At 62.0% G+C, this 19,443-nt stretch carries 16 protein-coding genes; 10 read left to right on the top strand and 6 right to left on the bottom strand.

All coding sequences use genetic code 11. From position 1 onward, the window contains the following. Positions 1–33 precede the first annotated feature (33 nt). The gene (locus tag AB8A23_RS14445; protein WP_320445023.1) at positions 34–603 is read left to right on the top strand and encodes a DUF4865 family protein; all 570 of its coding nucleotides are present in this window, start codon (positions 34–36) and stop codon (positions 601–603) included. Here the strand turns inward: AB8A23_RS14445 and AB8A23_RS14450 are convergent. Continuing rightward, the gene (locus tag AB8A23_RS14450; RefSeq protein ID WP_068735591.1) at positions 600–1,457 is read right to left on the bottom strand and encodes a LysR family transcriptional regulator; all 858 of its coding nucleotides are present in this window, start codon (positions 1,455–1,457) and stop codon (positions 600–602) included. The two genes, AB8A23_RS14445 and AB8A23_RS14450, sit on opposite strands and share 4 nt — an antisense overlap. 158 nt (positions 1,458–1,615) lie before the next feature. Here AB8A23_RS14450 and AB8A23_RS14455 point away from each other — a divergent pair, with 158 nt between their 5' ends. Then, positions 1,616–3,160, top strand: coding sequence for an MFS transporter (locus AB8A23_RS14455; protein ID WP_439059360.1), 1,545 nt, complete (start codon positions 1,616–1,618; stop codon positions 3,158–3,160). Positions 3,161–3,213: 53 nt separating this feature from the next. Here the strand turns inward: AB8A23_RS14455 and AB8A23_RS14460 are convergent, their stop codons facing one another. Next, positions 3,214–5,172, bottom strand: coding sequence for a hypothetical protein (locus tag AB8A23_RS14460; protein ID WP_439059359.1), 1,959 nt, complete (start codon positions 5,170–5,172; stop codon positions 3,214–3,216). Between the two features lie 80 nt (positions 5,173–5,252). Continuing rightward, on the bottom strand, positions 5,253–6,329 hold the full coding sequence (locus tag AB8A23_RS14465; RefSeq protein ID WP_184518800.1) for a lysylphosphatidylglycerol synthase transmembrane domain-containing protein: 1,077 nt from the start codon (positions 6,327–6,329) through the stop codon (positions 5,253–5,255). A 402-nt stretch (positions 6,330–6,731) separates the two neighbouring features. Here AB8A23_RS14465 and AB8A23_RS14470 point away from each other — a divergent pair, with 402 nt between their 5' ends. Continuing rightward, positions 6,732–7,238 carry a YciE/YciF ferroxidase family protein gene (locus tag AB8A23_RS14470; RefSeq protein WP_439059358.1) on the top strand — a complete coding sequence of 169 codons (507 nt, stop codon included), beginning with the start codon at positions 6,732–6,734 and terminating at the stop codon, positions 7,236–7,238. 74 nt (positions 7,239–7,312) lie between these two features. On the opposite strand, the gene AB8A23_RS14475 is transcribed toward AB8A23_RS14470, so the two are convergent. After that, positions 7,313–7,741 carry a hypothetical protein gene (locus AB8A23_RS14475; protein WP_439060526.1) on the bottom strand — a complete coding sequence of 143 codons (429 nt, stop codon included), beginning with the start codon at positions 7,739–7,741 and terminating at the stop codon, positions 7,313–7,315. Between the two features lie 70 nt (positions 7,742–7,811). Here AB8A23_RS14475 and AB8A23_RS14480 point away from each other — a divergent pair, with 70 nt between their 5' ends. Then, positions 7,812–8,426, top strand: a complete 615-nt coding sequence (locus tag AB8A23_RS14480; RefSeq protein WP_439059357.1) for a hypothetical protein — start codon at positions 7,812–7,814, stop codon at positions 8,424–8,426. On the opposite strand, the gene AB8A23_RS14485 is transcribed toward AB8A23_RS14480, so the two are convergent. Both AB8A23_RS14485 and AB8A23_RS14490 read right to left on the bottom strand, forming a co-directional pair. Continuing rightward, the gene (locus AB8A23_RS14485; RefSeq protein WP_093757305.1) at positions 8,427–8,852 is read right to left on the bottom strand and encodes a universal stress protein; all 426 of its coding nucleotides are present in this window, start codon (positions 8,850–8,852) and stop codon (positions 8,427–8,429) included. 58 nt (positions 8,853–8,910) lie between these two features. Continuing rightward, complete coding sequence (locus tag AB8A23_RS14490) at positions 8,911–9,447, bottom strand: SixA phosphatase family protein (RefSeq protein WP_439059356.1); 537 nt, start codon at positions 9,445–9,447, stop codon at positions 8,911–8,913. Between the two features lie 135 nt (positions 9,448–9,582). Between AB8A23_RS14490 and AB8A23_RS14495 the strand changes: the two genes are divergently transcribed. The 6 genes from AB8A23_RS14495 (at position 9,583) to AB8A23_RS14520 (ending at position 19,095) form a co-directional block, all read left to right on the top strand. Further along, on the top strand, positions 9,583–10,956 hold the full coding sequence (locus tag AB8A23_RS14495; RefSeq protein ID WP_439059355.1) for an NAD(P)/FAD-dependent oxidoreductase: 1,374 nt from the start codon (positions 9,583–9,585) through the stop codon (positions 10,954–10,956). A gap of 129 nt (positions 10,957–11,085) precedes the next feature. Next, a complete protein-coding gene (gene msrB, locus AB8A23_RS14500; protein ID WP_120291386.1) occupies positions 11,086–11,592 on the top strand; it encodes a peptide-methionine (R)-S-oxide reductase MsrB in 507 nt (168 codons plus the stop codon). Between the two features lie 217 nt (positions 11,593–11,809). After that, positions 11,810–13,666: a flagellar hook-basal body complex protein gene (locus AB8A23_RS14505; protein WP_175366566.1), complete on the top strand. Its 1,857-nt coding sequence runs from the start codon at positions 11,810–11,812 to the stop codon at positions 13,664–13,666. 58 nt (positions 13,667–13,724) lie between these two features. Beyond that, entirely contained in the window at positions 13,725–15,626 is a 1,902-nt protein-coding gene (gene flgK / locus AB8A23_RS14510; RefSeq protein ID WP_439059354.1) for a flagellar hook-associated protein FlgK, read from the top strand. A gap of 7 nt (positions 15,627–15,633) precedes the next feature. After that, entirely contained in the window at positions 15,634–17,223 is a 1,590-nt protein-coding gene (locus AB8A23_RS14515; RefSeq protein WP_439059353.1) for a flagellar biosynthesis protein FlgL, read from the top strand. 282 nt (positions 17,224–17,505) lie between these two features. Then, entirely contained in the window at positions 17,506–19,095 is a 1,590-nt protein-coding gene (locus AB8A23_RS14520; RefSeq protein ID WP_439059352.1) for a flagellin N-terminal helical domain-containing protein, read from the top strand. Positions 19,096–19,443 lie beyond the last annotated feature (348 nt).

The raw sequence follows: 19,443 nt of genomic DNA on the forward strand, positions 1-19,443 counted from the left end.
CAATGACAATGGCTGCTGAAGGAGCCCATCACGATGATCGTTGCGCATTACGAGCATCGCTTGCCCGCCGACTATGATCTCGGCTTGATCCGCTCACGCGCACAGGAGCGTGGGCCGCTCTGGGATGCAAAGCCGGAGCTTTATTTCAAGGGATTTCTCTTGCGAGAGAGCGGGCGCTTCGGTGCAACGACGTCTAGCTATTCCTCGCTTTATCTGTGGCGGCACGACGAGGCGTTTCGCGATTTTCTCGTGAACGGCGGTTACAAGATCGTCGTCGATATGTTCGGTCGGGCGCGGATCGAAACACGCGTTGCCCTCGATGCCCGCAAGGGGCGTAGCCGGAAAGCTCGCTTCGCCTATCGGCAAGATATCGCCATACCGCCCGACGCCGATCTTGAAACAACGATAAGAGGGGAGATCGAGCGCAACGCGGATCTCTCGGTTCGCGCCGGAATTGTTGCAGCCGTGATCGGACTGGATGCCGAAAAGTGGATATTCACCCGCGTTCTGCTGTCAGAGAATGAACAGACCGATGCTGGTGCTTGCTATCAGGTCCTGCATCTGGCGCAGCCGCTGCTGGATCGCCTTCCATACGCTACCTAGCTCGTATGCGCGCGGTGTTCGCGGAACGCAGCCGCGAGGGTTCGCAGCGCTTGGCGAGATTGCATATCCGACAGTGTCGAGAGAAGTACGATTTCCGATGACGCCAGCGGCGGCAGGCCAAACTTCTGGCTGACTTCGATGGTGCCGGCCGGTGCAAGCCGGCAGGAGAAGACCGCGGTGGCAAGGCCCGCCGAGACCGCGTCCGACACGACTGAAGAGCCGCCACCGAGAAACACCTCCGTCCATGCGATGCCGGCCGCGTCCAGCGCATGAATGGCAACGTCGTGCACGCCACATACTGGCGTTAGCGCCGCCAGTCGCAATGCCTCGCCCGGCCGGTGCACAAAGCCTGGTGCTGCGAACCAGCCGAAATGCTCGGGCGCAAGCACTTCGCCGTCGCGTCGGTCATCCTCACGCCGGACGATGGCCGCATCGATTTCGCCGCGGTCGAATGCGTCCAGCAAATTGCGTGAATTATCGAGGCGAACCTCGATCGTGAGCGTGGGGTCATGGGCATTCAGGCGAGCCAGCAGCGTCGGAACCTCCGGCCCGGCCACATGGGCCGCAATGCCGAGTGCGAAACGGCGACGGGTCGCAGACAAAGCTGCGACAGCGCGATCATGCGCGGCCAGGAAGTCGCGGGCTGAATCGACGAATAGCGCGCCTTGCGCCGAGAGGCGCACCATTCGCGGGGTTCGTTCGATCAATTTATGGCCGAGGCGGTCTTCCAGCCGCTTCAGCTTCACGCTGATCGCGCCCTGCGTCGTGCCGAGCGCTTCCGCTGCGCGGGTGAAGCTCTGAAGATTGGCGATGGTCACGAATGCCTGCACCGCATCCACGTCCAGGGCGCTCATTTGAGTTATCCAGATTTGTTGTCTCTGAAATAATCAACCATCCAATTCTGAAATGGTCAACCTCTGCCTATGTTGCGTTCATCACAACGGAGACCGGGTGGACCTCATCCTCTGTCGTCGGGCTTCACTGTGGCGCGTTATTATCCCGAAAGGCTCCCATGCTCTCCGAATCGACACGACAAAGCACATTGGCTTTGGCGGCTGCCTGTCTCACCTCCCTGATGTTCGGTCTGGAGATTTCCAGCATTCCCGCGGTCCTGCCGACACTGGAGCGGGTGCTTCATGCCGATTTCAAACAGCTCCAATGGGTCATGAATGCGTATGCGATCGCGGTGACGACGGTGCTGATGGCAACCGGCACGCTCGCGGATCGCTATGGGCGCAAGCGCGTCTATCTGATTGCGATCGTCGCGTTTGCCGCTGCATCGCTGCTTTGCGGTCTGACCGAAAATATATTGGTGCTGATCGTTGCCAGATTTCTCCAGGGCATGAGCGGCGGGGCGATGCTGATCTGCCAGGTCGCGGTGCTATCCCATCAATTTCCGGAAGGGCGGCAACGCGCCGTTGCATTCGGCTGGTGGGGGATCATCTTTGGCATCGGTCTGGGCTTCGGCCCGATCATCGGCGGCGCAATCGTGGCTTTGTCGAGCTGGGAATGGGCCTTCCTCATCCATGCCCCGCTTGCCGTGATCGCCTTGATCCTCGCCGGGAGCGGAGTTCGCGAGTCGCGCGATCCGGAGGCCAGCAGCCTTGATCTTGCAGGGATCATCACGCTCTCGCTTGCAGTCTTCTGCCTCGCATTCTTCATTACGCAAGGCCCGGATATCGGCTTCGACAGCTGGACGGCGTTTGCGGTCGTCGGCGTGTTCGCTGCAAGCCTGATCGGCTTTGTCTTCGCCGAGCGTCTCAGCCCGAGGCCGATGTTCGACTTCACCGTCTTCCGGATCCGTAATTTTTCCGGCGCGCTGGTCGGCTCGATGGCCATGAACTTCAGCTTCTGGCCGTTCATGATCTATCTGCCGATCTATTTCCAGGCAGGGTTGGGTTATAGCAGCGTCGGCGCCGGACTGTCGCTTCTGGCCTATACGTTGCCGACGCTGGTCGTGCCGCCGGTGGCCGAACGGCTCGTGCTACGTTTCCATCCGGGTCTGGTCATCCCGCTCGGCCTGTTCACGATTGGAGCGGGGTTCTTCGCCATGAAGATCGGCAGCTCGGTCGCGCATGCGAGCTGGCTGACGATGCTGCCGGGATGCGTCCTTGCCGGCATCGGATTGGGGCTGACCAATACGCCCGTGACCAACACGACGACCGGATCAGTGCCGCAGGAACGCGCGGGCATGGCGTCAGGCATCGATATGAGCGCCCGCATGATTGCGCTTGCCATTAATATCGCGCTCATGGGCCTCATTCTCGTCGAGGGAGTTCGTGCGTCTTTGAAGGCCGCGCTACCGAGCGGTACCAGTGTCGAGCTCTTACGCTCGCTGGCAGAAAGCGTCGCAGCCGGCACGGCGCTCGCGTCCGAATACAATCCCGGCGGAGCCGTCATTCAAGACGCCCTGACCCAAGGGTTCGGCTGGGTCATGCTCTATGGCGGAATGAGCGTGTGGATTCTCGCGGGCATCAGCTTTGTTGTCTTCGGCCATGGACTGCCGAGACGCGCGCCACATGGTCAAAGCTGTGTCGAAGGCGACGGACGGGCGTAGTCCGGACCGCTTTCCTTCTGCCGGGACCTCGATGGATAGCTGAGCTGATCGTCCTATCGCGCAGCTGGCTGCAGCACCATCGGTGCCAGTGGCTCCTGCGTGACATCAGCTTCCGCGCCCAGCCGCAATACGCTCGCCGCTGCCGGCACGACGGCATCGGCCATTGCTGCATGACCTTCGCCGGTGGGATGGATCGCACCGCCATAGACGGCGGAGAGAATGCCCCAGGTCGCGTCATGGATATCGGCCGGCTGGATCGCCGCCGAATAGCCCTGCGGATAGGTCATCGCCGCGAAGTAGCTGTCATTGGCGTCGCGGATCCAGCGGCCACGCGGCAAATAGGGGCGGAATTCGCTGGCGCCGCGACCGCACACCATCGGCTGCGCCGCCGCTTCGACGAGACTGGTCTCGAAGCTGTCGCCCTTGGGCGAGAAGCAGGCGCGATCGAATTCGGGATCGGATGCGGAGCGTGCGCAGAAGCCGTGATTGGCGAAACTCGCCTGATGCTGATCGACGAAGGTCATACGGTCGGCTTCGGGATTGCGGCACAGTACGCCGCCTTGACACAGCGCGATGGACTTCAGTTGCGGCAGGAATTCGGACTCGACGAAATTCGCGACATTGGCCAGCCGCTGCGGATCGGCTGAGAATGACGGATGCACGTCGAAGCCGGCCGGGCCGCCGGGGCAGGGTGCGCCATTGGCGAAAGTCGGGTTGGCGTAAGCGGCAAACACCACGCGCGACATGTCTCCGCCGAGCAGCGGCTTCAGGGCTTCCCGCACCTTGCCGAAGCTGGAGGGCAGTTCGCGGACCAGCGCGCTGCGGGAGTCCTCGACCGAGCCAAGAATGCCGCCGCGCTTGAACAGCGCACGTTCGGTGGCGTTCTCGACGATGACGTCGGCAACGAGCCCGGAGAAGTTAATGTCGTTGGCGCCGATCGACAGCAGCACGAGATCGAGCCGGCGTGCCGGCTGACGGCGCTTGGCGGCAGTGATGGCTTCGCGCAGTTCGGCGATCTGCGCGTTGACGCTGCCCGCACAGGTGCTCGCATTCTTCGTGGTGAGGCACTCACGCGCGCGCTGTCCACCCAGCAATCCGTCGGCGATGGTCGCGCCCGAACAGGCCAGCGGCAGATAGGTGACGGCGACGTGCGGATACTGCACGGCAAGCGCCAGCGCGGCGCGGGTCTGGTAGCTATAGAGCGAACGGTGGCACGCGGCGTTGAACCACTGCGCGCCCGCGCGCTGCCAGGCCTGCAGCGACTCATAGGAGTCGCAGGAACGGCCACCTTTGAAGCCGGCACGGCTCGGCCGATAGAACTGCCCGCTGGGGCCGCCGAGATAAGAGCGGAAGCAGAAACCGTCATCGGACAGCGCAACCGGACGATCCGGATTGCCTTCACCCGACGCAATGGAATCGCCGAGGCCCGCAATCAGGATGTCGCGCACGGCGATGTCGGCGCTGACCCGCACAGGAGCCTCGGCGCCGCTGGTAACCTCCACAGTCGCGACCGTGCGGCGACCATAGATGGCGCGGAAATTGATCGGCTCGGCGCAGTCGAGGGTGGATTGACGCGGGCCTTCGCCGTCCTCGAAGGTCCAGGCGCAGATCGCACCGACCGGCACTTCGCCGGTAAGGCGGACGGTGATCGGATGTTCGGTCGGCGTCAGGTAGCTTTCCTTGACGGTGTCGCGGGTGCAGGGCTCGCTGACCTTTCCGGCCAGATCGATGCACAGCCGGTTGACGGTGTTGCGCGCCCAACCGCGGCCATCGCTCTGCACGCCCAAAGCCTGTTCGGCGGCCAGCACGCTGCGGTTGCGCATGGCGTCGACATGGAGCTGGAAGTCACGTTCTTCGCGGAACAGCCGGAAGCGGTTGCGCACTTCCCAGGAAATCTGGATCGAACTGTTGGCCACGCCCTGCGCGGCGGCCAGTTCAACCGGCAGCGTGCCCAGCATGCCGAGCAGCACGGCGAGGTTGATCAATGAACGTCTGAAATAGATGGGGGCCATGGCGGTGTTGAACGTCACGTATGGGGCGGAAGTAAGAAATCGATTGGCCGGACGCGTGATGTGGCACGCCCGGGACTGATTCAACCCTGTGACTGACGCTTCAATGGCTGCTCATGCACCACGACCGGGGCGGGCTCGATCTCGCGACGTTCATTGCGGTCATCCAGGCGGCGCCTGTGCCATGGCTGGATGACACTGAGCCAGATTTCGCGGGTGCCCATGATGCAGATCGAGATGGCGAACGGGATCATGAAATACAGGATCCGGAACATGACCACGGTGGCGACCAGCTCCTCCTGGCGGAACTGCGGCAGCGCCACCAGCAAAGCGGCGTCGAATACGCCAAGGCTGCCCGGGGCATGGCTGGCGAAGCCCAGCAGGGTGGCGAGGATGAACACCACAGCCAGCGAGACGAAATCGATATAGGGCTGATCGGGCATCAGCAGATACATGGCCAGCGCGCAGAAGCCGAGATCGACAACGCCGATGGCGATCTGCAGCAGCGTCAACTGGGCGGAAGGCAGGACGACCTTCCAGCCGTTCTGACCGAGCTCGCGGCGTTGCTTGCCGACCGACAGCCAGACCAGATAGCCGATGATGCCGGCCAGACAGCCGAACCCGATCAGCCGATTGATGGCATTGGGCAGGAGATCGATGGCCGAGGCGGCCTGCGGATGCCAGACCATGCCGATGCCTAGCACGAACAGATTGCCGAGCCAGAAGGTCAGTCCGGAGATGAAGCAGATCTTGGCGACGTCAATGGCATTCAATCCGTAGTCCGAATAGATGCGGAAGCGGATGGCGCCGCCAGTGAACACGGTGGCCCCGATATTGTGGCCGATGGTGTAGCTGGTGAAGCCCGAGAGTGCCGCGATCCGATACGGCACATGCTTCTTGCCGATCGTTCTGAGCGCGAAGTAATCGTAGAAGGTGAGAGTGCAGAAGGCGCCGATCACGCACAGCGTCGCCATGGCGATTTGCATCGTCGATTTTGCGGCCATCGCCGCCAGGATCTTGGCGGTATCGAGGCCCTTCAGCGTATGCACCAGATGGGAGATGGCGAGGGCGATGACGATCAGGCTTGCGACAACACCCAGCCGTTTCCAGCCGACGTGTTGCTTGAAGCCGCGCCCGAGCGCGGTCAGCAATCGTTGCATTCGTCCTCCCGGCGGAGCGCGAACAGGTGGAAAGCCGATCGGGGTAACAGGCGGCAAGCGGCGACCAATTCACTCATACGCGAAGTTCACTCATCAAGCCCAAACCCTTACGGCAAAAACGTTTCGTTGTGCAGTCCTTGACAGCGCCAGCGTTAATACCGCGCCGCAAGGTCGCCACATACCCGCGCCGGCTGCAAAGCCCTGACCCTGCACGACAATCGCACAGACAATTCCGAGCCATTCGTCCCGCATTTCATATAGGCGGGCAAGTCGAATGTTCCATGCGGCAAATCAAGACGGTCCCGGAACACGTCCCAATATCGATGGTTACCGGCCTATCGCAACCGAGCGGGACAATGCGCCGCAGCGGCCACCCCGTTCCAGAACACCGGGATTGAAACGATGGGACTGTTCACCAAGGACATCAAGACGATGGATGACCTGTTTGTGCACCAGCTGCAGGACATTTATTACGCGGAGAAGCAGCTTCTGAAGGCGCTGCCGAAAATGGCTGACAAGGCTGCAGAACCACTGTTGAAGCAGGCTTTCAAGACGCATTTGCAAGAAACCGAAGTGCATGTGCTGCGGCTTGAGCAGGTCTTCGCCATGCACGGCGCCGAGGTGAAGGCGGTTACCTGCCCGGCAATCGACGGTATCATCAAGGAAGCCGACGAGACCGCCGGGGAAGTCGAGGACAAGAAGGTACTCGACGCCGCGCTGATCAATGCGGCTCAGGCCGCCGAGCACTACGAGATCGCGCGTTACGGCAGCCTGATCGCGTGGGCGCGCCAGCTTGGCCGCAACGATTGCGCGGCCGTGCTGCAGAAGACGCTCGATGAGGAAAAGACCACCGACAAGAAGCTGACGTCATTGGCCGAAGGCAAGGTCAATATGCGCGCCGCAAGCTGATCGCGGTACCAGCGATCACACGGCACAGAACAATCGCGCGGGCGAAAGCCTGCGCGATTTTTTTTGGGCTTCGCCTATGCCTTTCGCAGCGCAAAATGGGCGCCGCAGAACGCCATGACGCCGCCGAGGCCGAGGGCGGCAAGACTGGCCAGAACACCCGTCGGTATAGCGTTGGGCGCCGAGGCCGCCTGACCGGCGCCGGCCAGAAACAGCACGCCAATGGTGATCAGAAACTGCCGCATGCGCTGCGGGATGCGACCGGATGCTGCGCTGTGCAGCAGGTTAGCGGTCACATAGCCGCCGACAAAGGCCATCGCCGCGATCAGCCACCAGGCGAAGGCGGATCCGATCGGCATGAAATTGTCGGGATCGTTGCGCCAGAGGCCACCGAGGTCGAGGCCGAATCGCTGGCCGAGCATGTGTACGGCCAGCGTCAGCAGCAATCCTGAAATCATCGCGCCGGCCAGAATCAGGCGGCGCGGAAAAGTGGTCGTCTCGGCCATGGCAAGCTTGTAAGGGACATGCAGGCGATCGCGCAAGCAAGCGAGATCGAACAGCGCAGGGGACTTCTGTTTGCTCAAGACCCTCTTCAGGCGCAGAGACGCATCGTCTGCCGCAGAAGCGGCAGGGCCGGGGCACACCTATGCCTACAAGGCCTCCCTGATTGGCGCCGCGCATCGTTATGAATTGACCGATGAAGGTTTGTTATGGCGCACAGGTCGTCGCTCTGGTGTCTGGGCCTATGCGGATATCGCGGCGATCCGGCTGTCCTATCGGCCGATGGGTATGCAGCACCGCCGCTTTCGGGCCGATATCGATCATGCCGACGGTCGTCACATCACGATCTTCTCGACGTCGAAACAAACCGTCGCGCTGATGGAGCCGCAGTCGGGCTTCAGCGCGTTTATCCTGGAGCTGCATCGCCGCCTCGCTGTGGCAGGTAGTCTGGCCAAGCTCAGCTCCGGCCTGCGACCAGGCATCTACACAATGATTGTTGTGGCACTGGCCTTTGTCGGTCTCGCAATGACCGCGCTGCTCCTGCGCGCGTTGCTCACCGGCGAGTTTGCCGGCGTGGTCTTCATCATTGGCTTCGCAATATTCTTCGGCTGGCAGATCAGCGGTTTCATCCGCCGCAATAAACCGCGCAACTACACATTCAGCAGTGTGCCGGCCGAGCTGTTGCCGTAGTCACGGCCGCACGACGAGTACCGAACATTTCGCATAGCGCACCACATGGCCGGCATTGGAGCCGAGAAAGTAAGTGCGCATCGCCGGGCGGTGCGAGGTCATCACAATGAGATCGGCCTTGATCGCCGAGGCTTCTTCGAGAATCTCGTGATAGATGCCGCCCTGTCGCACCACGCTGGAGACGCGGCTGCTGTCGATGCCGCAATCGCGTGCCACCGCAGCAAGAGCGGCCTGCGACGATTCCAGTTGCTGAGTATCGAAATCCGCCGGGACATATTCGGCCAGCATCACCGGGGTCATCGGCATTATGTTGAGCAGCCGGACGGTGGCACCGAAGGTTTGCGACAGCGTCGCGGCCTGGGCAATCGCGGGTTTGGCCACATCGGTTTCGGCCAGATCGATCGGGACCAGAATGGATTTGTACATGTGCACCTCCATCGTCGTCCGGAGAAGGATAGCACAAACCGGTTCCGATGGGCGCAGCTTATTCGCCCGCGGCGCCCTTCAGCAGTTTCGGACTGACGAATTGCACGAGTTGTCCATCGCGGAAGGCAACGTCGTTCCAGTCCTCGATGGGAAAGTCGATCACGACGATGCTGCCGGTCGGCAAGTTGTCGGCGACGGTTTTCCTGCCTGCGGCATCGCCGCCGCCAATCAGGCTGAGCGCCATTTCATGCAGGCCGGGATTGTGGCCGACCAGCATCAGCTGCTCTGGATCTTCCACGGCGGCGCCGCGGATCACCGCCAGCAATTCGGAGAGGCCGGCGCCATAGAGTTCATCAAGGCTGGCGACTGTCGGTTTCGCCGCCGGCATCGCCGCGGCCACGAGGCTCCAGGTCTGCTGCGCGCGTACCGCCGTGGAGACGCAGACCAGATCGGGCAGGGGCGGATTTCTGCTGAGCCAGGCGCCCATGAGAGCCGCATCCAGCCGGCCGCGGTCATCCAGCCTGCGATCAAAATCCTTGCCGCTCGGCGCGTCCGTTTCAGTCTTGGCGTGACGCAGCAGCAGTAAACGGCGCATGGCGCGATCTCGATTCGGCAAGAGGTAGTAGCGAGGCGGGCGGCGCGGTCGCGCCAGACGTCAGGTCTGCGGATTAATGGACATGAACCGTGAGGACAAGGTGACAAGCGCGCCACCTGTCCGTAAGAAAACGTTATGACCGCCCCTTCCGCAAGCGTGACATTTGGACCTGAGGTCGCCGACGCCGACCGCGCGCGGCTGACCTTCAGCCTCGATGTCGATGTCTGCGTGGTCGGGGCCGGGCTCGCCGGGCTCAGCATTGCGCTGGAAGCGGCGCGTTTGGGTGCAAGCGTCGCGGTGCTCGAAGGGCGCCATGTCGGCTGGAACGCGTCCGGCAACCAGTTGGGAACCGTGATGCCGGGCTTTGGCCTGCCGCTCGCCGATCTGATTGCGCGTGTTGGCCTGGAGGACGCTCGTGAGTTGTGGGCGCTCTCGAAGCAGGGCGCAGAGTATGTCCGGACCCAGGCATCAGACGACCTGATCCCAGGTCTCGGCCTGTCCGAGGGGGCGCTGGAAGTCTCCAATGTCGATGTCGGCGATCGCCTGATCGCACGCCTGCAGATGCTCGGCGAAGATTTCGATACTGAAGTGGACGGCTGGCAGATCGACCGCGTCCGCGACGTGCTGAAAACCAAACGCTACTTTCACGGCGTGCATTATCCGAAGGCGTTTCAGATCGATGGCCGCAAATATCTGCTGGGTCTCGCAGCGCTGGCGAAACAGGCTGGTGTGCGGATATTCGAGGACACGCCGGTGGTCAGCATCGATGCCGGCGGCATCCGCAAACGCATCGTGACTCCGTCGGCGCGGATGCGTGCCACACACATCGTGCTGGCCGGCAACATCCATCTCGGTGCGCCTGCGCAAAAGCTGTCGGACACGCTGTTGCCGGTGTGGCGCTATGCCGGCATCACCGAACCGCTTGGTGAGCGTCTCGCCGAGGCGGTGACGTTTCAGGGCTCGGTGAGTGACAGCGACGGCGTCGACCATTTCCGTATCGTCGATGGTGATCGGCTGATGTGGTCGAGCCCGGAAACAACATGGGCCGGGCAGCCGGAGCGCTATGCCGGCGCCATCGCGCGTCGCATCCGCACCGTGTTTCCGGCGCTGGGCAAGGTTGCCATGGCCGAGACCTTCGGCGGCGCGCTCGGCCAGACCGTGCACGGCATGCCGCAGATCGGGCAACTCCGTCAGGGATTGTGGGTCGCCAGCGGCTTCAGCCATCGGGGCCTCAACACGACGGCCATGGCCGGGCAACTGATCGCCCGTGGCATGTATGCCTATGATGATCGCTTCAAGCTGTTCGCGCCGTTCGAACTGGTCTGGGCTGGTGGCACGACCGGGCGGGCCGTCGGCTACGCGGTCGGGCTATGGGAGCGGCAGGGTTCGGCGCTGGCCGGCACGCTGGCGCGGTACCGCGAACGAGCCGGGGCACGGGAGCGAATCCGCGAGGCGCGGCTGGCCGAGGCCAATCTGCGCGCGGGAACGCGGGGCCCGCGGCCGAGCTAGGCAGATCCACCCGGTTTGGGCGCGCAACAAAACGTGAGTAATATTTCTGAACCGGCGTGTAACTTCCGGCCCGTCCGCCCGTATTTCAAGCGAACGAGATGATTGTCTCGATTGTCAGGGAGACCAACCATGATCGACCGCCGCTTTCTGTTGACGACCGCTGCTGGCCTGGGAGGATTGCTGTCGCTGAAATGGCTGACGGCTTCGCCGGCGCGGGCTGCCTCGGACGAGAAGTTCGAAGTCATGAAGACCGATGAGGAATGGCGCAAGCAGCTGACGCCGCAGCAATACGAGATCCTGCGCAAGGAAGGCACCGAGCGGCCGTATTCGAGCCCGCTGAACAAGGAAAAGCGCAAGGGCACCTTCGCCTGCGCCGGCTGCGACAATCCGCTGTTCTCGTCGGAGACCAAGTTCGAGAGCGGCACCGGCTGGCCGAGTTTCTGGCAGCCGCTGCAGAATGCTGTGGGCGAGCGCAAGGATTCGACGCTCGGCATGGTCCGCACCGAGATCCATTGCCGTCGCTGCGGTGGCCATCTCGGTCACGTCTTCGATGACGGCCCGAAGCCGACCGGCCTGCGCTACTGCATGGACGGCTTCGCGATGATCTTCAAACCGGCCGCGCCGTCGGCGACCTGAGCAACTACGCAGAACCCGGCGAAATCAGGCGCCAATCCGGCAATTATTTCCCTGCTAGGCAATTGTGCCCCGGTCCATGGACCGGGGTTCTTTGTTTAGTGCGTTGAATTCGTTGAATTTCTCCCCTTGGCACGGGGCTTGCGACATCTCCTCCGACAGCGGCTGTGAATTTGGCACCATCCGGCGGGCCGCCCGGATCGAAGTTGGAGACGATGTAATGGGTATCTTCGGCGCTCTCACCACGTCCGTTGCGGGCCTGCGGGCGAACTCCTATGCGCTGGAAAACATTTCCGGCAACATCGCGAACTCGCAAACCACCGCCTTCAAGCGGATCGATACCAGCTTCCTCGACCTCATTCCCGATGCCGGCACATCAGCACAGGTGGCCGGCAGCGTAACGGCGCAATCGCGCAGCACCAACACCATCGCGGGTTCGGTGCAGTCGTCGTCGGTCGCGACTTATATGGCGATCAACGGCGACGGCTTCTTTGCGGTGCAGAAGCCGGGCAACGTCTCCGACTCCACGCCGATCTTTGACGGCGTCAACAAATATACCCGTCGCGGCGACTTCTCGCTCGACAAGAACGGCTATCTCGTCAACGGCGCCGGCTACTATCTGCAGGGCGTCAAGATTGATCCCTCGACCGGCAACCCGGCCGGCAGTACGCCGGAAGTGCTGCGCTTCCAGAATGACTTCCTGCCGTCGCAGGCCACCACCAAGATCGACTACCGCGCCAACCTCGCCAGCTATCCGTTGACCACCAAGCATCAGACGTCGGTGCCTGGTTCCGAACTGCTGCGATCGGCCGACTTCGTGTCGAACCCGCGCGTGCTGGGCACTGCGGCAACGCCCTTCGGAAATACTGCTGTTCCCGGCAACGCGCGCAACAATTTCGCGACGACACCGGCGCCGATCTCGGCGAATACCAAACTCGCGCCCGTATCCGGCAGCGATACGCTGCCGGTCGGCTTTGCCAACGGCGATACGCTCGTGCTGAAGACCACCAGTGCCGGTGTCACCACGACCAAGACGCTTTCGTTCTACACGGGCGCCGTTGCTCCTGCGGCTGTACCAGGCACGACCTTTATCCCTATCGATACGGCCACTGTCGGCGACGTGCTCACCGCCATCGACACTGCGACCGGCAATGCGTCGCCGCTATCGAGCGTGTCCGCCACCGGCGTGATCACGTTGAACTCCGGTACGGCGAACGACTTTACGCTGGCGGCAGGTTCGACGACCACGGCGGTCGCCGCATTCCAGGCCTTGGGTTTCACCGGCACCGTTACCGGCCTTCGTTCGGGCGGCGGCACGGCGGGCACCGGCGTCGTGATCGGCAGTGACTCCCAGACCTTCCTCGATGAATCGATCAGCGGTGGCGCCAAGACGGTCTATGATGGCAACGGTGCACCGGTCAGCCTGCAATTCAGGTGGGCGAAGGTCGAGTCCGCCACGCAGGGCGGAACGGATACCTGGAACCTGTTCTACCAGACCGATCCAGCGGCCACGGGTGCAAGCCCTGCCTGGCAGAATGTCGGCACCGACTTCAAGTTCGGCCCGAACGGCCAGATGCAGCCCGTTGTCGGCCAGATCACGCTGACCGGCCTGACCGTCAGCGGCAAGAGCCTTGGCAATGTCACCATGGCGTTCGGCACGGGCGGTCTCACCCAATTCGCCGACACCAATGGCAACGTCCAGGTCAATCAGCTCGAGCAGGACGGCTACGCTGCGGGTCAGCTCCAGAGCGTGTCGGTCAGCAATGAAGGCCGTGTGGTCGGCAGCTACTCCAACGGCCGCAACATCGATCTTGCCGAAGTCAGCATTGCCACCTTCAACGGCGCCAACTTCCTCAAGCGCATCGATGGCGGCGCGTTCGAGACGACCAACGAATCCGGCGAAGCGCTGTACGGCAAGGGTGGCAGTATTTCCGGCTCGTCGCTGGAGTCGTCGAACACCGACATCGCCGACGAATTCACCAAGCTCATCGTCACCCAGCAGGCCTATTCGGCCAATACCAAGGTGATCACGACCACCAACACCATGGTTCAGGATCTGCTGAACGTGATGCGTTAATCGCAAGGCCGCATCTGCGGCCTTCTTCCCGCGTGAACCTTGAGAGCGACAGTTAGTTATGAGTCTGAACGACGCACTCTCCATCGCCATGTCCGGCCTGCGCGCCAATCAGGCCGCGATGTCGCTGGTCTCCTCGAATGTGGCCAATGCGGAAACGCCTGGCTACATTCGCAAGTCGACGGATCAGGTCGCAGTCAATTCCGGCAACGGCAGCAGCGTCCGCACCGTCGGCGTCAATCGCGAACTCGATCAGTATATCCAGGCGCAGCTCCGCACCGAAACGTCGGGTGCGGGCTATGCCTCGCTCCGTTCGAGCTTCCTGCAGCAGATGCAGAGCCTCTATGGCGATCCTGGTTCAGTCGGCTCGCTCGAATATTCCTTCAATGCTCTGACGACAGCAGTGCAGGCGCTGTCAACGAGCGCGGACAGTCAGTCGGCGCGGATCGGCGTGCTCAACGCCGCGCAGACACTCGCGCAACAATTGAATTCGATGACGCAGGGTATTCAGAACCTGCGCAGCTCGGCGGAAAGCGGCATCAAGGATTCGGTGACGACCGCCAACACTCTGATGAAGCAGATTGCCAAGATCAACAATCAGTTGACGGCCAACCCGCAAGGCGGAACATCGACAGATTCCAACACCGCCGCGCTGCTCGATCAGCGCGATCAATATGTCACGCAGCTGTCGCAGCTGATGGATATCCGCGTCACCACCAATGGCGCCAATCAGGTCACCATCTTCACCGGTTCCGGTGTGCAGCTGGTGGGTAATGAAGCGGCGACACTTGCGTTTAATGCCCAAGGCACAGTATCGGCCGACACGACGTGGAGCGCGGATCCCAGCAAGAGCAATCTTGGCTCGGTGGTGATCGAATTTCCGAACGGCGGATCGATCGACCTGACCGCTGCCGGCGCTATCAAGTCGGGCACGATCGCCGCATATACCGAACTTCGCGACAAGACGCTTGTCGAGGCGCAGAATCAGCTCGATCAGTTCGCAGCATCGATCTCGAGCGCGCTCTCGGACAAGACGACGGCGGGAAGCGTGTTCCCGGCGCCGACGGTGCCGCCGACGACGCTGCCGCCGGGAACGCCAACCGGCTTCACGCTCGACGTATCGCAAATGAAGCCCGGCAATGTCATTCACTTCACATATACGGATACGGCGACCAACACGCAGCGCGAAATTTCGTTCATGCGGGTCGATGATCCCAGCGTGCTGCCGCTGCCGAACACGGCAACGACCAATCCGAATGATACCGTCATCGGCCTCGATTTTTCTTCGGGTTTCGGCTCGGTTCTGAATCAGTTGAACGCGGCGCTTGGCGGCCAGGCTACGTTCTCCGGCACGGCTGGCGCGCTTACCGTCGTCAACAATCCCGCATTCTCCAACGTCAATGCGGCGTCGGTGACGGTGACGCAAGGTCCCACCGATCTAAGCAATGGCAGCCCGGAGCTGGCGCTGTTCACTGACAGCGGCGCCGCTTATAGCGGTGGCATCAGCAAGAACGGTTCGCAGATGGCCGGTCTCGCCGGCCGGTTGACGATCAACAATGCGATCGTCGCCGACCCCTCCAAGCTGGTGGTTTATAGCGGATCGACGGCGGCAGGCGACACGACGCGGTCGGCCCTCCTGCTCAACCAGTTGAACAATGCCAGTTTCACTTATTCGCCGGCGACGGGAACGGGCAGTGATACGGCACCGTTCAAGGGGACGCTGTCGAGCTATATGCGCCAGTTCGTCGGGCAACAGGGCGCTGCGGCGGATTCCGCCAAGCAACTCGCGGATGGCCAGAACGTCGTTCTCAACACACTCGACAAGAAGATGGCAGACGCGTCCGGCGTGAATATGGATGACGAGATGGCACATCTGCTGTCTCTGCAGAACGCCTATTCGGCCAATGCGCGCGTGATGTCGACGGTCAACGAATTGTACAAAACCCTGATGCAGGCATTCTGAGGCAATCATGACAATCAGCGGTGTCGGCTCACGCACATCCTATATCGGATCCGGAATTACCAATCTGCGCGATCAGCTCGACACGCTGACGCAGCAGCTGTCGAGCGGCAAGGTCTCCAACACCTATGCAGGGCAGGGCAGCGGTCGCAGTCTCGCGATCGCGCTCCGCGCGCAGATCAGTGGCGTTGCGGCCTATGCCGATACTGCCGTCAATCTGAACACGCGCATCGGCGTGGCAAATTTGTCGCTGCAGCGGCTGGTGGCGATCGGATCGGATGTCAAAGGCGCCGCCGTCAGCGCCGGCAGCAATTTCGACAATACCGGTCAGACGCCGGGGCAGAAGACGGCGTCGCTCGGCTTCTTCGATTCCGTCGATATGCTGAATGCGCGGTCGGGCGACCGCTACCTGTTCTCCGGCCGCGCCACCGATACGGCGCCCGTTGCTCCCGCCGACCAGATCATGAACGGCAATGGTGCGCTCGTCGCCGGCCTCAAGCAGGTGATCGCCGAGCGCAAGACGGCCGACCTTGGTGTCAACGCAAACGGGCGCGTTGGCAGCGCAGTCGGAACCCCGGTGACCTCGGTGGTGATTTCCGAAGAAGACGCGACGCCAGCCCCGCCGCTGGAAGCTCAGCCCTTCGGTATGAAGGTCACTGGCGTGTCTACCACGATCGCCGGTGCCACCGTCACCCAGCCGGTCGATCTGCCAGCGACCATCCCGCCTGCGCTGCCGGCGACGCCCGTGGCGAAATCGATGTCGGTCGATCTCGGGGCGACCAACCCGAATGTCGGCGATCAGGTGAAGTTCACTTTCACGATGCCTGACGGGACCACGGAAGACATCGTCCTGACGGCGTCGGACCAGACGCCGTTGCCGGCGGGCAGTTTTGCGATTGGCGCCGACAGCACCGCGACGGCGGCAAATCTCAACACCGCGCTGGGCAGCGCGATGAAGGATCTCGCCAACGGGCCGATGGTGGCGGCATCCGCGATCGAGGCCGGCGACAACTTCTTCGACCAGCCGCCGCTGCGCGTCGGCTCGACGCCGCTCGGCTCAGCGACCACGCTCGTTGCCGGCACGGCCGACAATACCGTGATCTGGTATCAGGGCGAGCAGAACACGGCCGCGAACGGCTCCGCCCGCGGATCGGCAGTCTCCCAGGTCGATACATCGATTAAGGTGCAATATGGCGCGCGTGCCGACGAGCAGGCCCTGCGCGCGCAACTGCAGACCGTCGCGGTGTTCGCGGCCGTGGCCGTCGATCCGGCACAACTCAGCAATGCGACCTATGCAAAGAGCGCCAATGCGCAGATCGCGGCGCTGAACCAGCGCGTGGCGCAAAACCTGGCGAATATCCCCGGTCAGCAGACGATTCAGGACATCCAGGCCGACTTCGCCGGAGCGCAGGCGTCGATCAAGTCGACCACGGATCGTCAGGTTCAGACCAAGGCGATGGCCCAGACGATGCTCGACTCCATCGAGGGCATCAATGACGACGAGGTCGCGACCAAAATTCTGGCGCTGCAGACCGCTTTGCAGGCCTCGTATCAGACAACGTCAAATCTTTATCAGATGAGCTTGGTTAAGTTTCTTTAACGGGTTGCTTCGTGTTTACAACTTCGCCGGGTTTTGGCCACCTCGCCAAAGTCCGGGAGGCCAACCTCCCAGCTACACAAAAAGCACTGATAACAAATGACAAAGCCCGACTTTCACGAGTTGGGCTTTGTCATTTTCAGGGCGGGTATAGGTAATTAAATACACGCATAAGGAGCATCGAATCCGCGCAGTTCCCTTTACGCAATTTTAGAACCTCAGCGTCATCTTCCCGATACCGACCAAGAAGGTCGTTCGTTGTGTCTACCAGGAAGGTAACCAAACATGTCCGGCATTACACTCTCGGCTTCCGTTCGTCAGAACCTGCTCTCGCTGCAGTCGACCGCGGATCTTCTCTCCACCACCCAGAACCGCCTCGCGACCGGCAACAAGGTCAACTCGGCGCTCGACAATCCCACCAACTTCTTCACCGCGCAGGGCCTGAACAACCGCGCTGGCGACATCAACAACCTGCTCGATGGTATCGGCAACGGCGTGCAGATCCTGCAGGCTGCCAATACCGGCATCACCTCGCTGCAGAAGCTCGTTGACTCCGCCAAGTCGATTGCCAACCAGGCGCTGCAGGCGACCTCGGGCTATTCGACCAAGTCCCAGGCTACTGCGACGATTACCGGCGCGACCGCTGACAATCTGCTCGGCACGCCCGACGTAGCAGCAACGCTCACCGGTGCAGCTGCCGGTACGCTCGCTGCCGGCGCGGCTCTTACTGGCGCGACCGGCGGTAGCTTCGTTGCTGGCGACTCCTTCAGTGTTAACGGTACGACCATCAAGGTTGTGGCGCTTGGCACCACAGTCAATGCCAACACGACTGACACCGATGGCTCGATCCTTCTGAACACCACTGCAACCACTCCTGCTACCTCGACCGATATGACCGATGCCATCAAGACGGCACTCGGTGGCGGCTCTGCAGTCGCTTCTATCACCGGCAGCAAGGTTACCCTTACTGGTTCCAACGCCACAGACAGCATCGTTCTGGGCGGTAGTGCCTCTGTTCTGGCCAAGCTGGGTCTCACCGCTGGAACGACGGCGGCGACGAGCTCCCACGTTGGCGAAACCCTGAAGATCGGCGCTCTCGATGGCAGCGCTGCTCAGACCATCACTTTCGGCACCGGCGCGGGACAGGTCAAGACGCTCGACGACCTGAACAAGAAGCTGGCTGACAGCAACCTGCAGGCATCGATCGACGACAAGACCGGCAAGCTGACCATCACCACGACCAACGACGAAGCCTCGTTCGACTTCACGAAGGGTACGAGCATCTTCTCCGGTACGGCTGCTGCTTCTGGCAAGCTGTTCGGCGCTGCTCTGTCGCTGAGCGGTCCGGTTGCCGACGTCAACGCGCAGAACACCCGTGCTGGCCTGGTTGCCCAGTACAACACGGTGATCGATCAGATCAAGACGACTGCGGCTGACGCATCCTTCAACGGCGTCAACCTGCTCAACGGCGACACGCTGGCTCTCACCTTCAACGAGACCGGCAAGTCGAAGCTGAGCATCACAGGCGTGACCTTCGATCCGACGGGTCTCGGTCTGGCCTCGCTGACCAAGGGCACTGACTTCCTTGACAACGCTGCCACCAACAAGCTGCTGACCGGCTTGAACAACGCCAGCTCCAAGCTGCGTTCGCAGGCTTCGGCCTTCGGTTCGAACCTGTCGGTCGTGCAGATGCGTCAGGACTTCTCGAAGCAGATGATCAACGTGCTGCAGACCGGTGCGTCGAGCCTCACGCTCGCCGACACCAACGAGGAAGCCGCCAACAGCCAGGCGCTGTCGACCCGTCAGTCGATCGCCGTCTCCGCGCTGTCGCTGGCCAACCAGTCGCAGCAGGGCGTTCTCCAGCTGCTCCGCTAAACTTCAGCGGACTAGTCGAAACAGAAGGCGGCGGGGCAGAAAGCCCCGCCGTTTTTCGTTGTCCGATCGTCGCAAAGGCCCGGAAAGCTCAAGCTTTCCGGGCCTTTGCCGTTTTGGGACAGTTTTACGAAAGCCTTAATCCGCTGTTAACCATATCTTAAATGGTCGTCGGTCATATTCGGCCTGAGTAGGAAGCAGGTAGGCCGAGAATCGGCCGCGTTTAATCCGGGCATCGCCGCAAGGCGGACCGAGATTCCTCTTCCAGAAGGGCGTCAAATTTAACCGGCAGCATCGCGGCGAGACGGGTCTCGTCAGATGCACCATGCGCTTGCGCGACCTGAAGGTCGA

It is taken from the genome of Tardiphaga sp. 619_E2_N8_4 (genome assembly GCF_051810905.1).
Lineage (GTDB): Bacteria > Pseudomonadota > Alphaproteobacteria > Rhizobiales > Xanthobacteraceae > Tardiphaga > Tardiphaga robiniae.